Origin of the sequence: Burkholderia sp. 572, from assembly GCF_040545135.1 — a bacterium.
GTDB classification, from domain to species: domain Bacteria; phylum Pseudomonadota; class Gammaproteobacteria; order Burkholderiales; family Burkholderiaceae; genus Burkholderia; species Burkholderia cepacia.
This window is the reverse complement of sequence record NZ_JBEPLH010000050.1, coordinates 1-17,602: the sequence shown is the minus strand read 5'-3', so window position 1 is coordinate 17,602 and position 17,602 is coordinate 1. Positions and strand designations below refer to the sequence as shown.

The window sequence follows — 17,602 nt, the reverse complement described above, 5'->3', positions numbered from 1 at the left end:
CTGGCGCAAACGACGCGCGACCTGTCCGCGCAGGCTTCGGCTTTCGAACAGCGCTCGAACGACCTGCTGTCGACGATTCGCGAGTCGCACACGGGTTTGCAGGCGCAACTGGCGGCGCGCGACGAACAACGCCTCGCCGCGTGGAACGAATCGCTGGCCGCGATGGCCGCGAAGCTCGGCGACGAATGGCAACGCGCAGGCGTGCATAGCGCGGGCCGTCAGCAGGAAATCTGCGACGCACTCGCGCAAACGACGCGCGACCTGACCGCACAGGCTTCGGCTTTCGAACAGCGCTCGAACGACCTGCTGTCGACGATTCGCGAGTCGCACACGGGCCTGCAGACGCAACTGGCGGCGCGCGACGAGGAACGTCTCACCGCGTGGAACGAATCGCTGGCCGCGATGGCCGCGAAGCTCGGCGACGAATGGCAGCGTGCGGGGGTACACAGCGCGGGCCGTCAGCAGGAAATCTGCGACGCACTGGCGCAAACGACGCGCGACCTGACCGCGCAGGCTTCGACCTTCGAACAGCGCTCGAATGACCTGCTGTCGACGATCCGCGATTCGCACACGGGCTTGCAGACGCAACTGGCCGCCCGCGACGAACAACGCCTCGCCGCGTGGAACGACTCGCTCGCCGCGATGGCGGCCGCGCTGCGCGACGAATGGGCGCACACGAGCGCGCAGGCCGCGACGCGCCAGCAGGACATCTGCGACACGCTGGCCCGCACCGCGAACGACATCACCGCGCAGGCGCAGGTGCATGCGAGCGACACGATCAACGAGATCGCGCGCCTCGTGCAGGCTGCGTCGGAGGCGCCGAAGGCCGCGGCCGACGTCGTCGCCGAGCTGCGCCAGCGCCTGTCCGACAGCCTGTTACACGACACCGCGATGCTCGAGGAACGCAGCCGCCTGCTCGCGACGCTCGAAACGCTGCTCGGCGCGGTCAATCACGCGTCGACCGAACAGCGCACCGCGATCGACGCGCTCGTCAGCACGTCGGCCGACCTGCTCGACCGCGTCGGGGCACGCTTCAACGACACCGTCGACGCCGAAACGCGCAAGCTCGACTCGGTGGCCGCGCAAGTTACGGCGGGCGCGGTCGAAGTCGCGAGCCTCGGCGACGCGTTCGGGATGGCCGTGCAGGTGTTCGGCGAGTCGAACGACAAGCTGCTGACCCATCTGCAACGCATCGAGGCCGCGCTCGAGAAGTCGCTCGCGCGCAGCGACGAGCAGCTCGAATACTACGTCGCGCAGGCGCGCGAGGTGATCGACCTGAGCATGATGTCGCAGAAGCAGATCGTCGAAGACCTGCAGCAGCTCGCCGGCCGGCGGGCGTCCGTCGGAGCGTAACGCATGCACGACGAAATCGACGGCGGCGCGTCCTCCGCGCCGGTGTGGCCCGCGTTCGCCGACCTGATGTCGGTGCTGCTCGGCGCGTTCGTGCTGATCCTCGTCGGCGTGATCGGCATGCAGTTGCAGCTCACGTCGAAGCTCGAGGAAGCCGTGCGCGCGCGCCAGCAGGAAGCGCAGCAGCGCAAGTCGCTCGAGCAGGCGCTCGCCGGGCCGCTCGCGGCCGGCCGCGTGACGCTCGTGAACGGACGCATCGGCATCAGCGGCAACGTGCTGTTCGCGCTGAACTCCGACCAGTTGCAGCCCGCCGGCCGCGACCTGCTGAAGACGCTGGCCGCACCGCTCGCCGCCTACCTGAAGACACGCGACGAGATCCTGATGATCAGCGGCTTCGCCGACGACCAGCAGGTGCATGCCGGCAACCGCCAGTTCGCGGACAACTGGGAACTGTCGGCCAAGCGCGCGTTGACGGTCACGCGCGCGATGATCGACGCCGGCGTGCCGGCGTCGTCGGTGTTCGCGGCCGCGTTCGGCTCGGAACAGCCGGTCAGCTCGAATGCGGACGATGAAGGCCGCGCGAAGAACCGTCGCGTGGAGATCGCGCCGGTGCCGCGCAAGTCGGCATCGAACGGAGGGAACGCGAAGTGACCGACGACGCGACGCATGTTCGCGCGACACTCGACGCATGGCGCGAGCAGGGCGCCGACCGGCTCGACCCCGTGCGCTTTCTCCGGATCGACGCGCTCGAGCGGCGTGCGGCTGCGCTCGAAGGCAACGCGCGCGGGCTGCTCGACGCGCGGCTCGCCACGCTGATCGAAGGCTTCGCGGCGGTCGTCGCGCGGGCCGACGAAGCGAAGGCTGCCGCGGGCGACACCGCGCAAGCCGCCGATGGTGCGGCCGGACGCGGCCCGTCGCTGGCGGCGCTCGTCGAACGGCTCGGCCGCGATGCGCAGGCCGACCGGCGCGGGCTCGATCCGGAGCTGGTCGACTACTTCCGCACGATGTGGTCGAAGGTCCGCACCGAACAGCAGTACCGCCAGTCGCTCGACCAGGTGCCGCGCAACGCGGGGCCGCTCAATTCGAACAGCCTCGTGCACCGGTCGCTCGCGACGATGCGCGAGCTGTCGCCGGAATATCTGCAGCAGTTCCTGTCGTACGTCGATGCGCTCGCGTGGCTCGAGGATCTCGCCGGCGGCGGCGCGCAGCCCGAGAAGGAAGCCCCGCGCGCGAAGACGGTGAGGAAGAGCGCGCGCGCGAAGACCCGGTAGCGCGCGAGCACGCACCGTTGCCGCCGCGCGCCGGTCACATCGACGTCAGGCCCGACGCCGGCGCGCTTTGATAGCGGGCCGCGCTGATGAATTTCGAGAAGCGTTCGCACCAGATCACGACCGACGTGTATTGCGCGGGATTCACGTCGTCGGGAAGCGCCACGACGAAATTGCCGAATGTCTTCAGGTCGCCCACGCGTACGGCGCGCGCCTTGATCGCGAGGAACGACGCTCGCGTGTCGACGAAGGCCGGCACGAGATAGAGCTTGTAGTCGGGGCCCGGTGCGATGTCGCCCTCGAACGCGATCGACGAATCGGTGACGGTCAGCTTGCCGTCCGCCCAGTGCAGCGCGTCGCTGCCCGGCAGGTTGCGTTCGAAGCGGCCGGTATGGCGCGCGTTTTCCGCGGCCACTTGCAGTTCGACGGCGCTTGCGCCTTCCGTCGCCGTGAGGATCGGCAGGACGTAGATGCCCGCGGCGAACGCCGCGAGGCCCGTCGCGAGATGCGACGCGATCAGTATCCAGATTCTGGTTTTCATGTCGGACCCTTTGAACGAAAACGGAGGGTGGCGCCGGGCCACATGCCGGTAGTCGCGCGAGCCGGCGGAATCTGACAGCCGATCGGGTTTTCGTTCAACACGCCGTTCCTGCCGGCGTGCCGCGTGGCACCTGCACCGTGACGCGACGCCGGATTTCTTCTTCGGCGAGTGTCATCTTTGCGCACGCGGCGCGACTCACTCTCCGTCGACAACATCGTCGATGCTCAGGAGAGATCAGATGAACAAGCTTGCTCTGTATGTTCTCGCGACGGTTGCCGCGACCGCTTCCGCTTTCGTTTCCGTTTCCGCGTGGGCCGCGCCGCAGTCCACCGTGACGCGCGCGGAGGTGAAGGCCGAACTGGCCGCCCTGCGTGCGGCCGGCTACCGCCAGAACGGCGAAGACCCGTACTATCCGGCGCGGCTGGCGGAGGCGCTGAAGAAGGTCGGTTCGACCGGCACGTCGGCGGCCGATACCAGCGGATACGGAATGGCGGCACCGGCCGCGAGCGAATCGGGTTCGATGGCGGCCGACAGACCGATCTATCGCGGACGATGATCCGTGCCGGACGTTGCGCCCGTCGATGGGCGCGGCGTCCGATTAATCCGGACTGCGATGGACTTCAGGTTACGCAACGTCAGCGTGCTGGCGTGCCTTCGGCAATCTCCGCGCCGAACGCGTGCAACGCCTCGACCAGCGCCGCCGCGAACGGCGGATGCGCGGCGATGCCGGCCGCGTCGAGCTGGCTGCCGAGGATCGGGAGCGTGATCGACGCGCGCTCGACGATGCGCGCCGACATCACCGACAGCGTTTCCCGCAGCGCCGCGTCCGCATGCGTCGCGCGCGGCGATGCGTTCAGCACCGCGACCGGCTTGTACACGAACGCTTCGCATCCCACGACCCAGTCGAGCGCGTTCTTCATCACGCCGGTCACGCCGTGTGCGTATTCCGGGCTCGCGATCAGCACGCCGTCGGCGGCGTTCAGGCGATCGATCAGGTCGCGTACCGCGGCGGGCGACGGATATTCCGCGTCGGGGTTGAACAGCGGAAATTCGCCGAGGCGATCGAAGCGCGTGATGTGCGTCCCGGGCGGCGCGACGCGTGCCGCCGCATCCAGCAGCGCCGCGTTATACGACTGCGCACGCAGGCTGCCGCATAACGCGACGATGTCGATGCGGCGCTCGGAATCGGGTTGGAGTTCGGTAGCCATCGAGGAGCGTGTCGTTGAGTGGTTTGCGCGAGGGGGGCGCGCCGGCCCGACGGATTATCGCATCGGCGCACGGGTGGAGTGACGCGCTTGGGCGCTCCCGTGCAAGCGGTGCGGTTCGCGCCTTTCCCGCGGAAATCCCGGGTGGCGACACGCTGCGGCAACGACGTCGGCCATCCCGGCCGCGCGTGCGAATGCGCCGATTTCCCACCCGTTGCCGAGCAGCAGACGACGCGTATGCAGCGCGCCGTGCACGTCGTCGGCAACGGCTTCGCCGAGATAGCGCAGCGCGCGGCCTTCGATGTCGACGAAGCCGTGTCGATAGTCATGGGCCAGCGCGGTCCACAGCTGCGCCGCGCCGATCGACTGACGTGCCCCGCTGATCAGGCACAGGCCGGCGTCGAGTCCCCAGCGATACAGCGTCGTCGCGAGGCCCTTGCGTTGCGCGGATCCGCGCAGCCGCGTGTGCGGCGCGCGCAGGTAGCGGTCGGCGCGACGGGGGATTTCGGGCAGGCGGTTGAATACCGTATAGCCGGCGAGCTGGCGCGCGGCCGGATCCTCGACGTACAGGAAGTATTCGCCGTCGGCCTCGCGGTGGCGGACGATCAGGCCGGAGCGGCCGAGCGCGACGGCCGGCAGGCCGTGCAGGCGATGGCCCGGCTGGTGCAGGCGTGCGTAGAGCGAGTCGAGTTCATCGTCGATGTCGTGCTGGGAATGCTGTACGTCGATGCGCATGGCAAAAGGCGCCCGTCCCGGGCGGTCCGAGAAAGTGGTTCATCGCAAGAGGGGAGAGGAATGGGTGCGGCCCCCGGGCTCGGCGAAGCGAGCCGGGGCCGCGAATCAGCTGGGGATGTGCTGGAAACCGGCGGCGATCGCGGCGAGGCCCGCGACGCAGGGTGCGAACAGGATCAGGACTTTGTGAATCACGTCTCTCTCCTCATGAATGCGCGGCGCCGAAGGGCGGTGCCGCGGAGACGGTGACGGCGGGCACGGCCCGCGCGGCCGTCGTGCGCGACGACGGTCGGGTGTCCGGGCGACCGATCGGGCGCGGACGGCCAGCACCATACGCGAGGCGCCGGGAGCGGGCAATCGTATCGATGGAGAAAAGCGACGAAACGCGGAGAATCGCATCGTTTCGCGACAATTGGCCGCATGGGCGCGTGCCGTAGCCTGAGCGGCGGGCGAGCCGGACAGTCGCTGCCGTGCACCGCGCGCCCGGCTGGTGCCGGCCTGGCGAACCGACTACACTGCACGGTCAACGCAAAACGCACCACGCAAGGATTCCTCCATGGGAGCTGGCCCGTCCACGGATCGCTGAGCCGCAACGACCTTCGTTAACCGGTCGTTGCGGCGATCTCCCGTTGTCCATCGCTGACCAGGCAGATCGCCGCCAGATTTCCCTTTCTGAGCGGATGCCTTGTCATGCCTGAACAATCCACGCCCGTGTGGGCCCATTCGTTGCCGTCGGCGCTCCTGCTGATGGCCCCTTTCGATCTCCTCGCTTCGCTGGCGATGGACGTGTACCTGCCGGTGATCCCGGACATGCCGTCCGCGCTCGGCACGTCGCCGGCCGTCGTCCAGTTGACGCTGAGCGTCTACATGGTCGTCCTCGGCCTGGGCCAGATGATCTTCGGCCCGTTATCGGATCGCATCGGCAGACGGCCGGTGATGCTGGGCGGCGCGCTGTGTTTTTCGGCGGCTTCCCTGGCGCTTGCGATCACCACCAGCGGCGGCCTGTTCGTCGTGCTGCGCGCGCTGCAGGCGCTGGGCGCGTCGGCGGCGCTCGTCGCCACGTTCGCGACCGTTCGCGATGTCTATGCCGACCGCCCCGAAGGCCGCATCATCTACAGCCAGTTCGGCGCGATGCTGGCGTTCGTGCCGGCGTTGGGCCCGCTGCTGGGCGCGGCAATCGCGACGGCCTGCGGATGGCGCGCGATCTTCGCGATGCTCGGCCTGCTGGGGCTGCTGGCATGCGGGCGCGCGTGGCCGCGCTGGCACGAGACGCGTCCGCGGACGGCAAACCGGCAGGGGCCGTCCGTCGCATCGATTCTCGGCAGCCGGCCGTTCCGGGTTCACACGCTCGCGTTTGCGGCCTCGATGGGCGCGTTCTTCGTGTTCTTCTCGACCGCGCCGCGCGTGCTGGTCGGTGTGGCCGGTTACTCGCGCGTGTCGTTCAGCGTGGCCTTTGCGACTGTCGCGATCGTCATGGTCGTCGTCTCGCGCTTCGCCGGGAGATTCGTGTCGAAGTGGGGCGAGGCGGGCTGCGTGGCGCGAGGCGCGGTCGCGATGATGGCGGGCGCGATCGTGCTGGCGCTCGGCACGATCCCGACGAAGCCGTCGTTTGCGACGTTCGTGATGCCGATGTGGCTGGTTGCGGTCGGCATCGTGCTGATGTCGGCGGTGACGGCAAACGGTGCGCTGCGCGATTTCGGCGATGTCGCCGGCAAGGCAGTGGCGCTTTATTACGCGGTGCAGAGCGTGATCGTCACCGGCGTGGGCACGCTTGCGACGTTGGTGTTCGACGGGGCTACCGCGTGGCCGCTGGCGGCTTGCTGCTTCGGCATGGGCTTCGCGAGCTTCGTCTCGATCAGGAGGCTGACGCGTGCGACCGGCCATCTGCATGACGGGCGCGCTCGTGGCGTCGGTTTCGACTGAGCGCGCGCGGCGAAGCACGGCGATTTCCGGCGGCGCGGCGCTCCGGCGGAGTCGCGGGCGCGCGGCCGGTGCCGTCAACCGTGGGCGGGCCAGCAGGCCCCGCCTTGTGCCGCCGTGTCAGGCCGGCGCGCGCTGCCCGAACGCCTGCCTCATCCGCGCGAACAACCCGTGCTGCGCGATCCATTCGGCATACGCGCGATAGTCGGGGTCGCGCATCAGGTGCCGTTCCTCGGTCTTCGCCCGCGTGTAGTAGATCAGGTTGACCGCGACGAGCCCCGCGCAGTGCATGAGCCCGACCTGCCAGCCGAGCGGCTCGACGAACGGCACCGACACCATCCAGTACGACAGGTTCTTCGTGATGTACGCCGGATGCTTCGTGAAGCGGTACGGGCCCGACGTGATGATCCCGCGGTTGGTGAGGTTCGAGAAACGCAACCCGAACGAGATCGTGCACAGCGCGTAGGTCAGCAGCAGCAGGATGATCACCGTGCCCCAGATCACGCGCAGCGTCGGGGCCGACAGCAGCCAGTTGTCCCAGAACAACGTGCCTTCGTAGCGGATGTAGTTGTTCGAGAACAGCGACCAGAACGGCTGGTAGCACATCAGCGCGGCTACCCAGCCGAGCGTCGTCGGCTCGACGGTGCGCACGTGGCTGTCGAGGATGCGGAACGTGCACAGGTAGCCGACGGTGCCGAACATCAGGTCCATCGTGAACGACAGGTCGTACATGAACATGAAGGTCGCGATCGTCGCCGGCGCGTGCATCGCGTTCGCGAGCGACGCGGTCAGGTGATCGGCGTCCTTCGACAGGTAGACGGTCATCAGCGGCAGGAAGAACGCCTTCACGCCCCAGCCGGCCAGCATTTCGCGCACCGGCTTCCAGCTCGCGGGCTGCTCGCGGCGGAACAGGAAGCGGCCCCACAGCAGGTACGCGTCGTCGGTCTCGCGCTGGTGGCGATCCATCCACGCGAAGTAGAACGGCGCGGCGACGATCACGTACGGCGCGAGCGAGCGCAGCAGCGACCAGAACGGCCGGTAGAACGCGCCGTGGTATTCGGGCAGCAGCCAGTAGATCGCGCCGATGCCCGCATAGATCGACGCCAGCGCGCCGAGCCGCGTCGCGACGCGCGCGATGCCGAGCGGGCGGACGGCCTGCCGCGACAGGCCCGCGCTCGGGCGCAGGTAGACGCGCGAGATGAAGATTTCGTGCAGCGCGATCGTGCCGATGATCGCGAGGCTGGCGATGACCGCGCGCGTGGCTGCATCGAAAGTCGGCTGGCCGCGCGTGATCCACAGCGCGAACAGTCCGGCGGCGATGCCGAGCAGGCCGGCGCGCAGGGGCGTGGCGGAACGGGGTGGGCGGTCCTGGACCGCGGCGATGCCGTCAAGCGTGGAGTTCATGATCGGATCCTCGTACGGGTGAAGGCCGGCGCCCCCGCTTGGCGGGTGACGCCGGCCATCGGCCGGGCTTTGTATGGATGCGCGCCCGGCCATTGGCCTGTGGTTCTGATAGGTAAAGCGTTACTTCTTGGTGCCGCCGCCCAGCAGACCGCCGAGGAGGTTCGTCACCGGTGACAGCAGGTTGCCGGCGCCGCCCGCGGCACCGCCGTTCGAGCTGCCGGTCAGGCCGGCCGCCACGGAGCCGCCGCCGGCAGGCGTCGTGGCCGTGCCGGCCGCGCCGCCCGGGCTCGCGGTGCCGATGGCGCCGGCGGCGCCTGCCGGCGTCGTCAGCGCACCTGTCACCGTGCCGACCGGGCCGCTCGACAGCAGGCCGCCGAGCGTGCCCGTCACGTTGCCGCCCGGCGTCGTGACCGTGCCCGTAAGGCTGGCGCCGAGCGGCGTCAGCGAATTGACGAGGTTGGTGACCGGCGCCAGCAGGCCGCCGACACCCGCGCCACCGGTGCCGCTGGTGCCACTCGTTCCGCCGGTGCCGCTCGTGCCGCTCGAACCGAGGCCGCCGAGCGCACCCGTCAGCGAGCCGAGCAGGCCCGTGACCGGTCCGAGCGGGCCGCCGCTGCTCGTGCCGCTCGTGCCGCCCGAACCGCTCGAGCTGCCGCCGCCCAGGCCGCCCGTCAGCGTGCCGAGCAGGCCCGTGATCGGGGCGAGCGGGTTGCTGCCGCCCGTGCCGCTGCTGGAGCTGCCCGCGTTGTTGTCGTGGACGAGGCCGCCGGTGGACGTCACCGTGTTGCCGAGCTGTGCCACGACGCCGCCGAGGCCGGTGCCGACCGGGTTGCCGGTTGCGCCGCCGACCTTCGTGCCGGCGAGGGCGAGGCCGTTGCCGAGCGCGCTCAGCAGGCCGTTGAGCGGCGTGCCGAGCAGCGTGACGCCGCCGAGCGTCTGCGTGGCGCCCGGCGTCGTGACACCGCCGGTCAGCGTGTTCGTGATCGGGTTGATCACCTTGCCGACCTGCGTCTCGAGCTGCTGGACCGGCGAGCTGTTCAGCGCCGTGTTGAGGCCCGACGCGGTCGAGTTGACGGCGCCGCCCACGGTGTTGACGAGATCGCCGACGAGCGTCGTGACCGGCGACAGCGGCGACAGCGGGCCGGAGCCGAGGCTCTTCACCGCGTTGCCGAGGTTGTTGACCGCGCCGCCGGCGCCGGTCAGCAGGCCGGTGGTCGACGTCAGCGTCGGCCCGAGCGGGTTCGCCGACACGCCGATCGAGCCGAGGCCGGCCGCGACGCCGTTGCCGAGTGCCTGCACGCCGTTGCCGAGGCTCGTGACCGCATTGCCGACGCTGTTGGCCGTCGTCGGGTTCGTGCCGGGGATCTGCACGCCGCCGATCACGCCGCCGCCGTTCGCGACCGTCGTACCGACTGCCGTCACGAGGTTGCCGGATTTCTGGAGGACATTGCCGAGCGGGGTGACGCCGGTGCCGGAAGTGCCGGAGGTGCCCGAGGTGCCCGACGTACCGGAAGTACCCGAAGTGCCCGACGTACCGGAGGTGCCCGACGTGCCGGAAGTACCCGACGTACCGGAAGTACCCGATGTACCGGAAGTACCCGACGTACCGGAAGTACCCGACGTACCGGAGGTGCCCGAGGTGCCGGAAGTGCCCGACGTGCCGGAAGTACCCGACGTGCCGGAAGTACCCGATGTACCGGAAGTGCCTGACGTACCGGAAGTACCCGATGTACCGGAAGTACCCGATGTACCGGAAGTACCCGATGTACCGGAAGTGCCTGACGTACCGGAAGTACCCGACGTACCGGAAGTGCCCGACGTACCGGAGGTACCCGAAGTGCCGGAAGTACCCGAGGTACCGGAAGTACCCGACGTACCGGAAGTACCCGACGTACCGGAAGTACCCGACGTACCGGAAGTGCCCGACGTACCGGAGGTGCCCGAGGTGCCGGAAGTGCCCGACGTGCCGGAGGTACCCGAGGTGCCGGAAGTACCCGAGGTGCCGGAGGTACCCGAGGTGCCGGAAGTACCCGACGTACCGGAGGTACCCGAAGTCCCCGAACTACCCGAAGTCCCGCCACCCGAAGTCCCCGACGTCCCACCGCCCGACGTACCCGAAGTCCCCGAGCTGCCGCCCGTCCCTGACGTGCTCGGCTTGATCGTCGGCGGGGTCGTCGGTCCATCGACCGAGCCGCAACCATATAGTGCGAGCAGCGACGAGACGGCCATCGTTACCGTCGTCTTCTTGAAGAGTGTGTGCATGTTGGCCTCGACATTGGAAGTGTGTCCAAGCCTCCTCTGCAAATTCCGCGCCACGACAGCATTCGCGAAACGGTGTCGCGCTTTATTGCAGGAATCGGGAAGATCGGCGCGATTTAAACGGAGTAACGGCGCTTTCGCGCGACGGGCACGCTCGGTGCGGGGGCGCGGCGGTTGCGATGTTCCCGTAAGCCGCCGTAACGCGCGGCGCGATGTTACGTAGCGTTCGATATCGCGTTGCGCGGATGGCCTCGAACCGAGGGCCGCATCTTTGACGAAACGCGCCGGCCCGATGAACATGGCGCGAAATCCCCGGCTGCCGGCGATGCCGAAGCGGCCACGACTCCATACAGGACCCGGACATGAGCGAACAGGACAGGGAAAACGGCAAGGCGCGACGAATCGACGTGATGGGCGAGGCGTTCGTCGAGCGTGCGATGCGCGACCTCGACGGTTTTTCGCGCCCGCTGCAGAACTGGCTGAACGAGCACGCGTGGGGCAGCACGTGGCAGCGGGACGGGATCGACCTGAAGACGCGCAGCCTGTGCACGTGCGCGATGCTGGCGGCGCTCGGCCGCGGCACGGAACTGAAGGGTCACATTCGCGGCGCGCTCAACAACGGCGCGAGCCTCGTCGAGATCCGCGAGGTGTTGCTGCACAGCGCGCTGTACGCGGGCGCGCCGGCCGCGGTCGAGGCATTCCGCAGCGCGCGGGAGGTGATCTCGGATCTCGGGCTGTCGGTGCCCGACGACGAAGCCTGATTCCGCCGCCGCTTCGACTGCACGGCGGGCGCGGAATCAGGCCCGTTTTCGCCGTTTTCGCCGGTTTCCGGCTCAGTGCGCGACGCGCGCTGCCTGCGGTGCCGCCTCGGCCGGGGCGGCGGCGACTTCGAGCAGCCAGTCGGCGGTGGCCTCCGGAATCGTGACCGGCAGCATGTGCCCGCCCTCGACGACCTTCAGCCGCACGCGCGCCGATTTCTTCGCGAGCGCGTCGCCGTGCTCGCGCCAGTTCAGGATCGGATCGGCGCGGCCGTACAGCACGTCGACCGGCAGCGCGAGGTCCGCGTAGCGGCGTTCCATCGCGGGCAGGTCGACGGGTGCCGACAGCAGGTCGGTCGCCGTCGCGTAGAACACGTGCGGGCGCATCCCGAGCAGGCCGCCGCCCTTGACCGGGAAGTCGCGCGGCACGTCTTCCGGCGCGAACACCTGGCGCACGGCCTTGCGGCCGGTCAGGATCGTCAGCGGGATCGCGAAGGTCCACGACACGAAGCGGCGCACGAGCGGCGAGGGCAGCATCAGCGGCTTGAACGGCGCCGGCGGCTCGGTCTGCTGGTGCGACAGCGGCGCGATCAGCGCGAGCCGGCTCACGCGGTCCGCATGGTTGAGGCCGACGGCAAGCGCGATCGCGCCGCCGAGCGAGTGGCCGACCAGCACGGGCTTGTCGAGCCGCAGCGCGTCGATGAACGCGGCGACCGTGCGGGCCTGGGCGAACACGTTCGCCTGCGAAGCCGCGCCGCGCAACGAGCGGCCGGCGCCCGGGCGGTCGATGAGGATCACGCGATGCCGCTGCGCGAGCCGCGCGAGCGGCAGGTACGCAAAATTGCGCAGTTGCCCGGCGAGCCCGTGGACGAACACGATCGGCGGGCCGTTACCGTATTCGACGTAGTGGATGCGGTCGCCGCCGACGTCGACGAAGCGGCCTTCGGGCGGAAACGCACGCGTCACGCGACGGGCCACGTAGCCGGTAAACAGCGCGAGCGCGGCGAGCGCCGCGACGACGCCGAGCAGGACGTTCTGGATCAGATGGAGCGTAGGGGTCATGTCGGCCTCAACGGGGTTCGAGTGCGGGTTCGGCAACCGGCGCCGCGGCGGCCGCGCCGGCTTTCGCGCGGCGTTCGAAATGCATCGCCGAATCGGCGAGCGCGCTGAACTTCAGCGACGCTAGATCGCGCACGTAGTTCTGGTGGAATTTCCACGGCTTGCGATGGCCCTGCTTCGGCAGGATGCCGGCCGCGCGCTGGATGTAGCCCGAGCTCAGGTTGACGGCCGGCACGTCGCCGAGCTCGCCGGCGCCGAGCCGCGGCACGCACGTGTCGAAGTCGTTCGCGCGCATGTGGTTGAGCAGCCGGCATACGTAGCGCGCGATCAGCTCGGCCTTCAGCGTCCACGACGCGTTCGTGTAGCCGAACGACGACGCGAGGTTCGGCACGTCGCTGTACATCATTCCCTTGTACGACACGGTTTCCGGCAGGTCGACCGCGCGGCCGTCGACCGTGACGCGCGCGCCGCCGAGCATCTTCACCTTCAGCCCGGTCGCGGTGACGATCACGTCCGCGTCGAGCTGCTGGCCGCTCTTCAGCTTGAGGCCGGTCGGCGTGAAGCGCTCGATCTCGTCGGTGACGATCGACGCGCGGCCCGCGCGGATCGACTTGAACAGGTCGCCGTTCGGCACGAGGCACACGCGCTGGTCCCACGGCATGTAGCGCGGCGTCAGGTGCTTCGCGACGTCGAAGTCGGGGCCGAGCTGCTTGCTGGCCGCGCGGATGATGAACTTCTTCGTCTGGTCGGGCTTGCGGCGCGACACGTTGTACAGGTAAATCGTCAGCAGCACGTTCTTCACGCGCACGAGCCGGTGCGCGAGCCGGGACGGCAGCACGCGGCGCAACGCATTCGCGATCTTGTCGCGCGCGGGCAGCGACACGATGTAGGTCGGCGAGCGTTGCAGCATCGTCACGTGCTGCGCGTCGGCCGCCATCGACGGCACGAGCGTGACGGCCGTCGCGCCGCTGCCGATCACGACGACGCGCCGGTTCGCGTACGACAGGTCCTTCGGCCAGTGCTGCGGATGCACGAGCTTGCCTTCGAACGTGTCCATCCCGGCCCAGTCGGGCAGGTAGCCGGCGTCGTAGTCGTAGTAGCCGCTGCACATGAACAGGAAGCGGCAGGTGTAGACGAGCGTGTCGGTCGTGCCGCCCAGCGTGCGCTCGATGCGTACCGTCCAGCGCGCGCGGTTCGAATCCCAGTCGGCCGCGACGACTTTCTGGCCGTAACGGATCGTCTTGTCGATGCCGTAGGTGCGCGCGGTGTCGCGGATGTAGTCGAGGATCGTCTGGCCGTCGGAGATCGCCTTGTCGCTGTGCCACGGGCGGAAGCTGTAGCCGAGCGTGAACATGTCGGAATCCGAACGGACGCCCGGATAGCGGAACAGGTCCCAGGTGCCGCCGATCGCATCGCGCGCCTCGACGATGGCCACGCTTGCATACGGGCAGCGCTGCTTCAGGTGATACGCCGCGCCGATGCCGGACAGGCCGGCACCGACGATCAGCACGTCGAGGTCGCGGCTGTCGCCGGGGGCGGGCGGCGCGTCGCGCCGGTCGGTTGTCGTCGAGGTCATGCCGGGTCCTTGGTGGGCGTGGTCGGGAGCGCGGCCGGGGCTTCCTTCGGGCGGAGGTTGCGGGCCCGGGCGCGACGCACGTGGCGCAGCATCAGCCACTGGTAACCGGCGCCGAGCAGGCGCGCGATCCTGTCGAGCCGGCGTGCGTCGGCGCCGACGAGCACGCGGCGCGCATTGCGCTCGACACCCGCGAGGATCTGCCGCGCGGCATCGTCGGCCGTCGTCGCGTTGATCAGCCGGTTCGCCTGGCGGCGATGGGTCGCTTCGTCCTGACCCGTGAGTGCGTGGATGCTGGTATCGACGCGGCCCGCGTCGACGATGTTCGTCGCGACGCCGCCCGGATGCACGCAGGTCGCGCTCACCGGCGCGCCGTCGAGTTCGAGCTCCATCCGCAGTGCCTCGGTAAAGCCGCGCACCGCGAACTTGGTCGCGTTGTAAGCGCTTTGCGTCGGCATCGCGACGAGCCCGAACAGGCTCGACGTATTGACGACGTGTCCGTCGCCCGACGCGCGCAGGTGCGGCAGGAATGCCTGCGTGCCGTGCACGACGCCCCAGAAGTTGATGCCGACGATCCATTCGAGATCGGCGATGTCCGCGGTCTCGGCGCTGGCGGCCAGCGACACGCCCGCGTTGTTGAAGATCAGGTTGACCTTGCCATGCCCGGCGCGCACGAAATCGGCCCACGCGAACACCGCATCGCGGTCGGCGACGTCGAGCCGCCGCGTGCTCACGCGCACGCCATGCTGAGCGCAGGCGGCCGCCGTGCCGGCGAGCCCGGTTTCGTTGACGTCGGCGAGCGCGACCTCGCAGCCACGCCGCGCAAGCTCGACCGCGAGGCTGCGGCCCATGCCCGAACCGGCGCCCGTGATCGCGGCGACCTTGCCGGAAAACCCGTTCATCCGTTGCTCCTCCCGTTCCGCTTGCCCCGTGCCGGCGGCGCGTCTAATGTGGTGTTGATCGTCACCACTTTAGTTTTCGGGTGTCCTGATGTCAAATAGCGGAATGGAGAAAGCACTCGAAACGGAAAAACGGGGCCGCTCGTATGGCGGCGTGGCGCCCGAGGTGCGGGCCGCCGAGCGGCGCGACGCGCTGATTCGCGCGGCGACGCGTGTGTTCGGCACGGTCGGGTTCCGCAAGGCGACGGTACGGTCGATCTGCCAGGAAGCGAAGCTGAACGATCGCTATTTTTATGCGGCGTTCGACAGCACCGAGGATTTGCTGCGCTGCACCTACCTGCATCACGCGCAGCAGTTGCACGAGGCAGTCGAGCGGGCAGTGGCCGAGCGCGGAGGCGATCTGCGCGAGAGCATCGATGCCGGGCTCGCCGCGTTCTTCGCGTTCCTGCGCGACCCGTGCGCGGCGCGCGTGCTGCTGCTCGAGGTGATGGGCGTGAGCGCGGACACCGACATGACCTACCAGCGCATGCTGATCGACTTCGGCAAGCTGATCATGGCGATCGGCGCGCCGAGCGAAGCGGCGACGCCCGCGGAGCGCACCGAGCAGCGGCTGATCGGGCTCGCGCTCGTCGGCGCGATGACGAACGTCGGCGCGGCGTGGCTGCTCACGGAATATCGCGATCCGGAAGCGCAGATGGTCGCGAGTTGCAGGAAGGTGCTGTTGGGGACGTTGCGGGAGATAAGCTGACCGGATGGTGTCGCGTTGTTCCCGGCATGTCCGCCGGCAAATTGCAGGTTCAAAGTCAAAATAAAGAAGCTGCTACACGGCGCACGGCACGTTGGATTGTCTCTTTTTTGATTTGATTCGGTTTGCGTGTGACGATGAGCGGGTTAAAACAATCCGGATCAAATTAAAAAGGCGGCGCAATGCAAAAAGGCAGTTCGCATTGCGCCGTTCATGGCGCGAAACCCTCAGCGCCCAGGCACTTCGATCAGGAACCCGTGTATCCGCCCCGGTTCGGCCTTCACCGTCCCGGCGATACTCGGTCGTCGTGCCGCCGCTGGTCTGGCCGGCGCTGCCGACCCGCCGGCACGTCGCCGGCACGTTGTCGCCTGCCTGGCTGAACGCGCCCGTGTGCCGGCCCTGGCCGTAGCAGCAGTGCTCGGTGATCCGGTTGCCGTTGGCCGCGTCGACACGAATCGACGGTGTGGTTCCCGATGAAATTGCGGCAGCTTACATTTCAAACTCCTTGATTGATTTAATGAGTCGGAGAATTGAAGTGCTTCGTCAAACGCAGGTCAGCGAATTGCCATGAAAAAGTTTAGTGGATAAGCCGAAAATAAAATATCGATTTTTTTGGATTCAATAATCTCGTTTATTCACGGTTGCGGAGCGGATCGAAAGCGAACTGGAAGCGAGGGGAAATCGCCGCCTGCCGGCATTGCGCGGGCCGGATCCGGTCGGGCGCGCCGGGCGGCGGTATGCGGCACGCAAGCGCTTGCGTGCCGTGCCGATGAGCCGGCTCACGCGCGCCGATTGAAAACGGAGGTCTGGCGCTCGCGTTCGCCCGTGATCCAGTCGCCGAACAGCTGGATCTTCTGCTGCTGCTCGGCGCCGCCCGGATACACGAAGTAATAGCCCATCCCGGTCGGCATCGACACGTCGAACGGCGTCACGAGCCGGTGCGCCGCCACGCTTTCGTCGACGAGCGTCCGGTCGCCGATCGCGATGCCGTAGCCGTCGATCGCCGCGTGGGTGGCGAGGTCGAGCGTCTCGAAGCTCAATCCGCGCGTCGAGTCGACGTGCGGCGCGCCCGCATGGTCGAGCCACCGTTTCCAGTCGCGGTGATCGCGGGTCGGATGCAGCAGCGTATGGTCGGCCAGGTCGTCGACGCTTGAGAGCGGATGCCGGTTCAGCAGGTCCGGCGAGCATACCGGCGTGAGCCGCTCTTCGAACAGCGGGATCGCATGCATGTCGGGGCCGGCGCCGGGGGCGTAGATCACCGCGGCGTCGAACGGCTCCATGCGGAAATCGACGTGATGGCCCCAGGTCGTCGTGATCTGCACCTGGAGTTCCGGGTGCTCGGACTGAAACCGCATGATCCGCGGCAACATCCACTGCATCATGCAGGTCGGCACCTTCAGCGCGAGCTCGGTGCGCCGGCGCGACAGGCGCATCGATACCTCTTCGATGCGCGCAAAGCTCTCGCGCACCGTCGGTAACAGCAGCTCGCCTTCCGCCGTCAGCGTCAGTCCCTTTGGCGTGCGCTTGAATAGCGGGAACTGGTAGAACGCCTCCAGCGCGAGGACCTGCCGGCTCACCGCACCCTGCGTCAGGCACAGCTGCTCGGCGGCGCGCGTGAAGCTGCCGTGGCGGGCGACGATGTCGAAGATCTGCAGCGCGTTGAGGGAAGGCAGTCGTTTCATCGGAAAGGCCGGCATGGAACGGACGATCGGAAGGGGCGGGTGCGGCGCGTCGCGGCAGCGTTCAGTGCAGGATCTTCGCGAGGAAGTCCTTCGCGCGTTCCGATTTCGGATGCGAGAAGAAATCGTCCTTGCGGTCGTCCTCGACGATCGCGCCCTTGTCCATGAAGATCACGCGATGCGCGACCTTCTTCGCGAAGCCCATCTCGT

General features: G+C 68.5%; 16 protein-coding genes and 1 pseudogene. 7 read left to right on the top strand and 10 right to left on the bottom strand.

Translation table 11 applies throughout. The features are described 5' to 3' along the window. From ABIC51_RS40575 to ABIC51_RS40565, 3 genes are all read left to right on the top strand, one after another. Positions 1-1,353 (top strand): coiled-coil domain-containing protein (locus tag ABIC51_RS40575; protein WP_502916295.1); only part of this gene is annotated, 1,353 nt, incomplete at its 5' end. Between the two features lie 3 nt (positions 1,354-1,356). Next, positions 1,357-2,001, top strand: coding sequence for an OmpA family protein (locus ABIC51_RS40570; protein ID WP_021163899.1), 645 nt, complete (start codon positions 1,357-1,359; stop codon positions 1,999-2,001). Then, positions 1,998-2,621, top strand: a complete 624-nt coding sequence (locus ABIC51_RS40565; RefSeq protein ID WP_175899408.1) for a DUF2894 domain-containing protein — start codon at positions 1,998-2,000, stop codon at positions 2,619-2,621. The genes ABIC51_RS40570 and ABIC51_RS40565 overlap by 4 nt, the downstream gene beginning before the upstream one ends. Before the next feature lie 34 nt (positions 2,622-2,655). On the opposite strand, the gene ABIC51_RS40560 is transcribed toward ABIC51_RS40565, so the two are convergent. After that, on the bottom strand, positions 2,656-3,159 hold the full coding sequence (locus tag ABIC51_RS40560) for a DM13 domain-containing protein (protein ID WP_027790874.1): 504 nt from the start codon (positions 3,157-3,159) through the stop codon (positions 2,656-2,658). Between the two features lie 238 nt (positions 3,160-3,397). On the opposite strand from ABIC51_RS40560, the gene ABIC51_RS40555 reads away from it, so the two are divergent. Next, positions 3,398-3,715 carry a DUF4148 domain-containing protein gene (locus tag ABIC51_RS40555; protein ID WP_124673478.1) on the top strand — a complete coding sequence of 106 codons (318 nt, stop codon included), beginning with the start codon at positions 3,398-3,400 and terminating at the stop codon, positions 3,713-3,715. Positions 3,716-3,794: 79 nt separating this feature from the next. Here the strand turns inward: ABIC51_RS40555 and ABIC51_RS40550 are convergent, their stop codons facing one another. Together ABIC51_RS40550 and ABIC51_RS40545 are read right to left on the bottom strand one after the other, a co-directional pair. Then, positions 3,795-4,367: an NADPH-dependent FMN reductase gene (locus ABIC51_RS40550; protein WP_175899410.1), complete on the bottom strand. Its 573-nt coding sequence runs from the start codon at positions 4,365-4,367 to the stop codon at positions 3,795-3,797. A gap of 54 nt (positions 4,368-4,421) precedes the next feature. Next, on the bottom strand, positions 4,422-5,099 hold the full coding sequence (locus ABIC51_RS40545; protein ID WP_060359723.1) for a hypothetical protein: 678 nt from the start codon (positions 5,097-5,099) through the stop codon (positions 4,422-4,424). A 687-nt stretch (positions 5,100-5,786) separates the two neighbouring features. Here ABIC51_RS40545 and cml point away from each other — a divergent pair. Continuing rightward, entirely contained in the window at positions 5,787-7,019 is a 1,233-nt protein-coding gene (cml, locus tag ABIC51_RS40540) for a CmlA/FloR family chloramphenicol efflux MFS transporter (protein ID WP_175899411.1), read from the top strand. A gap of 117 nt (positions 7,020-7,136) precedes the next feature. On the opposite strand, the gene ABIC51_RS40535 is transcribed toward cml, so the two are convergent. Both ABIC51_RS40535 and ABIC51_RS40530 read right to left on the bottom strand, forming a co-directional pair. Continuing rightward, positions 7,137-8,420, bottom strand: a complete 1,284-nt coding sequence (locus ABIC51_RS40535) for an isoprenylcysteine carboxylmethyltransferase family protein (protein WP_027790879.1) — start codon at positions 8,418-8,420, stop codon at positions 7,137-7,139. 120 nt (positions 8,421-8,540) lie between these two features. Then, entirely contained in the window at positions 8,541-10,682 is a 2,142-nt protein-coding gene (locus ABIC51_RS40530) for a collagen-like triple helix repeat-containing protein (RefSeq protein ID WP_175899414.1), read from the bottom strand. Positions 10,683-11,041: 359 nt separating this feature from the next. Here ABIC51_RS40530 and ABIC51_RS40525 point away from each other — a divergent pair, with 359 nt between their 5' ends. Further along, the gene (locus tag ABIC51_RS40525; protein WP_027790880.1) at positions 11,042-11,440 is read left to right on the top strand and encodes a carboxymuconolactone decarboxylase family protein; all 399 of its coding nucleotides are present in this window, start codon (positions 11,042-11,044) and stop codon (positions 11,438-11,440) included. A gap of 72 nt (positions 11,441-11,512) precedes the next feature. Here ABIC51_RS40525 and ABIC51_RS40520 read toward each other — a convergent pair whose 3' ends face one another. Genes ABIC51_RS40520 through ABIC51_RS40510 form a run of 3 tightly spaced genes read right to left on the bottom strand, consistent with a single transcriptional unit; the run spans position 11,513 to position 14,971 of the window. Continuing rightward, a complete protein-coding gene (locus ABIC51_RS40520) occupies positions 11,513-12,499 on the bottom strand; it encodes an alpha/beta fold hydrolase (protein WP_060208223.1) in 987 nt (328 codons plus the stop codon). Positions 12,500-12,506: 7 nt separating this feature from the next. Beyond that, positions 12,507-14,072, bottom strand: coding sequence for a flavin-containing monooxygenase (locus tag ABIC51_RS40515; protein ID WP_146252532.1), 1,566 nt, complete (start codon positions 14,070-14,072; stop codon positions 12,507-12,509). Beyond that, entirely contained in the window at positions 14,069-14,971 is a 903-nt protein-coding gene (locus tag ABIC51_RS40510) for an SDR family NAD(P)-dependent oxidoreductase (RefSeq protein ID WP_124841101.1), read from the bottom strand. The genes ABIC51_RS40515 and ABIC51_RS40510 overlap by 4 nt, the downstream gene beginning before the upstream one ends. Before the next feature lie 103 nt (positions 14,972-15,074). Here ABIC51_RS40510 and ABIC51_RS40505 point away from each other — a divergent pair, with 103 nt between their 5' ends. After that, complete coding sequence (locus ABIC51_RS40505) at positions 15,075-15,716, top strand: TetR/AcrR family transcriptional regulator (protein WP_226112614.1); 642 nt, start codon at positions 15,075-15,077, stop codon at positions 15,714-15,716. A gap of 776 nt (positions 15,717-16,492) precedes the next feature. Here ABIC51_RS40505 and ABIC51_RS40500 read toward each other — a convergent pair. Then, positions 16,493-17,395 carry a LysR substrate-binding domain-containing protein gene (locus ABIC51_RS40500; protein ID WP_060086413.1) on the bottom strand — a complete coding sequence of 301 codons (903 nt, stop codon included), beginning with the start codon at positions 17,393-17,395 and terminating at the stop codon, positions 16,493-16,495. 61 nt (positions 17,396-17,456) lie between these two features. Beyond that, positions 17,457-17,602 (bottom strand): annotated as a pseudogene (locus ABIC51_RS40495) (amino acid ABC transporter ATP-binding protein); the annotation flags it as partial.

Bases quoted from the DNA above. Each gene is read 5' to 3' on its own strand.
- ABIC51_RS40570 (WP_021163899.1), top strand. From the start codon at position 1,357: ATGCACGACGAAATCGACGGCGGCGCGTCCTCCGCGCCGGTGTGGCCC.
- ABIC51_RS40560 (WP_027790874.1), bottom strand. From the start codon at position 3,159: ATGAAAACCAGAATCTGGATACTGATCGCGTCGCATCTCGCGACGGGC.
- ABIC51_RS40555 (WP_124673478.1), top strand. From the start codon at position 3,398: ATGAACAAGCTTGCTCTGTATGTTCTCGCGACGGTTGCCGCGACCGCT.
- ABIC51_RS40550 (WP_175899410.1), bottom strand. From the start codon at position 4,367: ATGGCTACCGAACTCCAACCCGATTCCGAGCGCCGCATCGACATCGTC.
- ABIC51_RS40545 (WP_060359723.1), bottom strand. From the start codon at position 5,099: ATGCGCATCGACGTACAGCATTCCCAGCACGACATCGACGATGAACTC.
- cml (WP_175899411.1), top strand. From the start codon at position 5,787: ATGCCTGAACAATCCACGCCCGTGTGGGCCCATTCGTTGCCGTCGGCG.
- ABIC51_RS40535 (WP_027790879.1), bottom strand. From the start codon at position 8,420: ATGAACTCCACGCTTGACGGCATCGCCGCGGTCCAGGACCGCCCACCC.
- ABIC51_RS40530 (WP_175899414.1), bottom strand. From the start codon at position 10,682: ATGCACACACTCTTCAAGAAGACGACGGTAACGATGGCCGTCTCGTCG.
- ABIC51_RS40525 (WP_027790880.1), top strand. From the start codon at position 11,042: ATGAGCGAACAGGACAGGGAAAACGGCAAGGCGCGACGAATCGACGTG.
- ABIC51_RS40520 (WP_060208223.1), bottom strand. From the start codon at position 12,499: ATGACCCCTACGCTCCATCTGATCCAGAACGTCCTGCTCGGCGTCGTC.
- ABIC51_RS40515 (WP_146252532.1), bottom strand. From the start codon at position 14,072: ATGACCTCGACGACAACCGACCGGCGCGACGCGCCGCCCGCCCCCGGC.
- ABIC51_RS40510 (WP_124841101.1), bottom strand. From the start codon at position 14,971: ATGAACGGGTTTTCCGGCAAGGTCGCCGCGATCACGGGCGCCGGTTCG.
- ABIC51_RS40505 (WP_226112614.1), top strand. From the start codon at position 15,075: ATGGAGAAAGCACTCGAAACGGAAAAACGGGGCCGCTCGTATGGCGGC.
- ABIC51_RS40500 (WP_060086413.1), bottom strand. From the start codon at position 17,395: ATGAAACGACTGCCTTCCCTCAACGCGCTGCAGATCTTCGACATCGTC.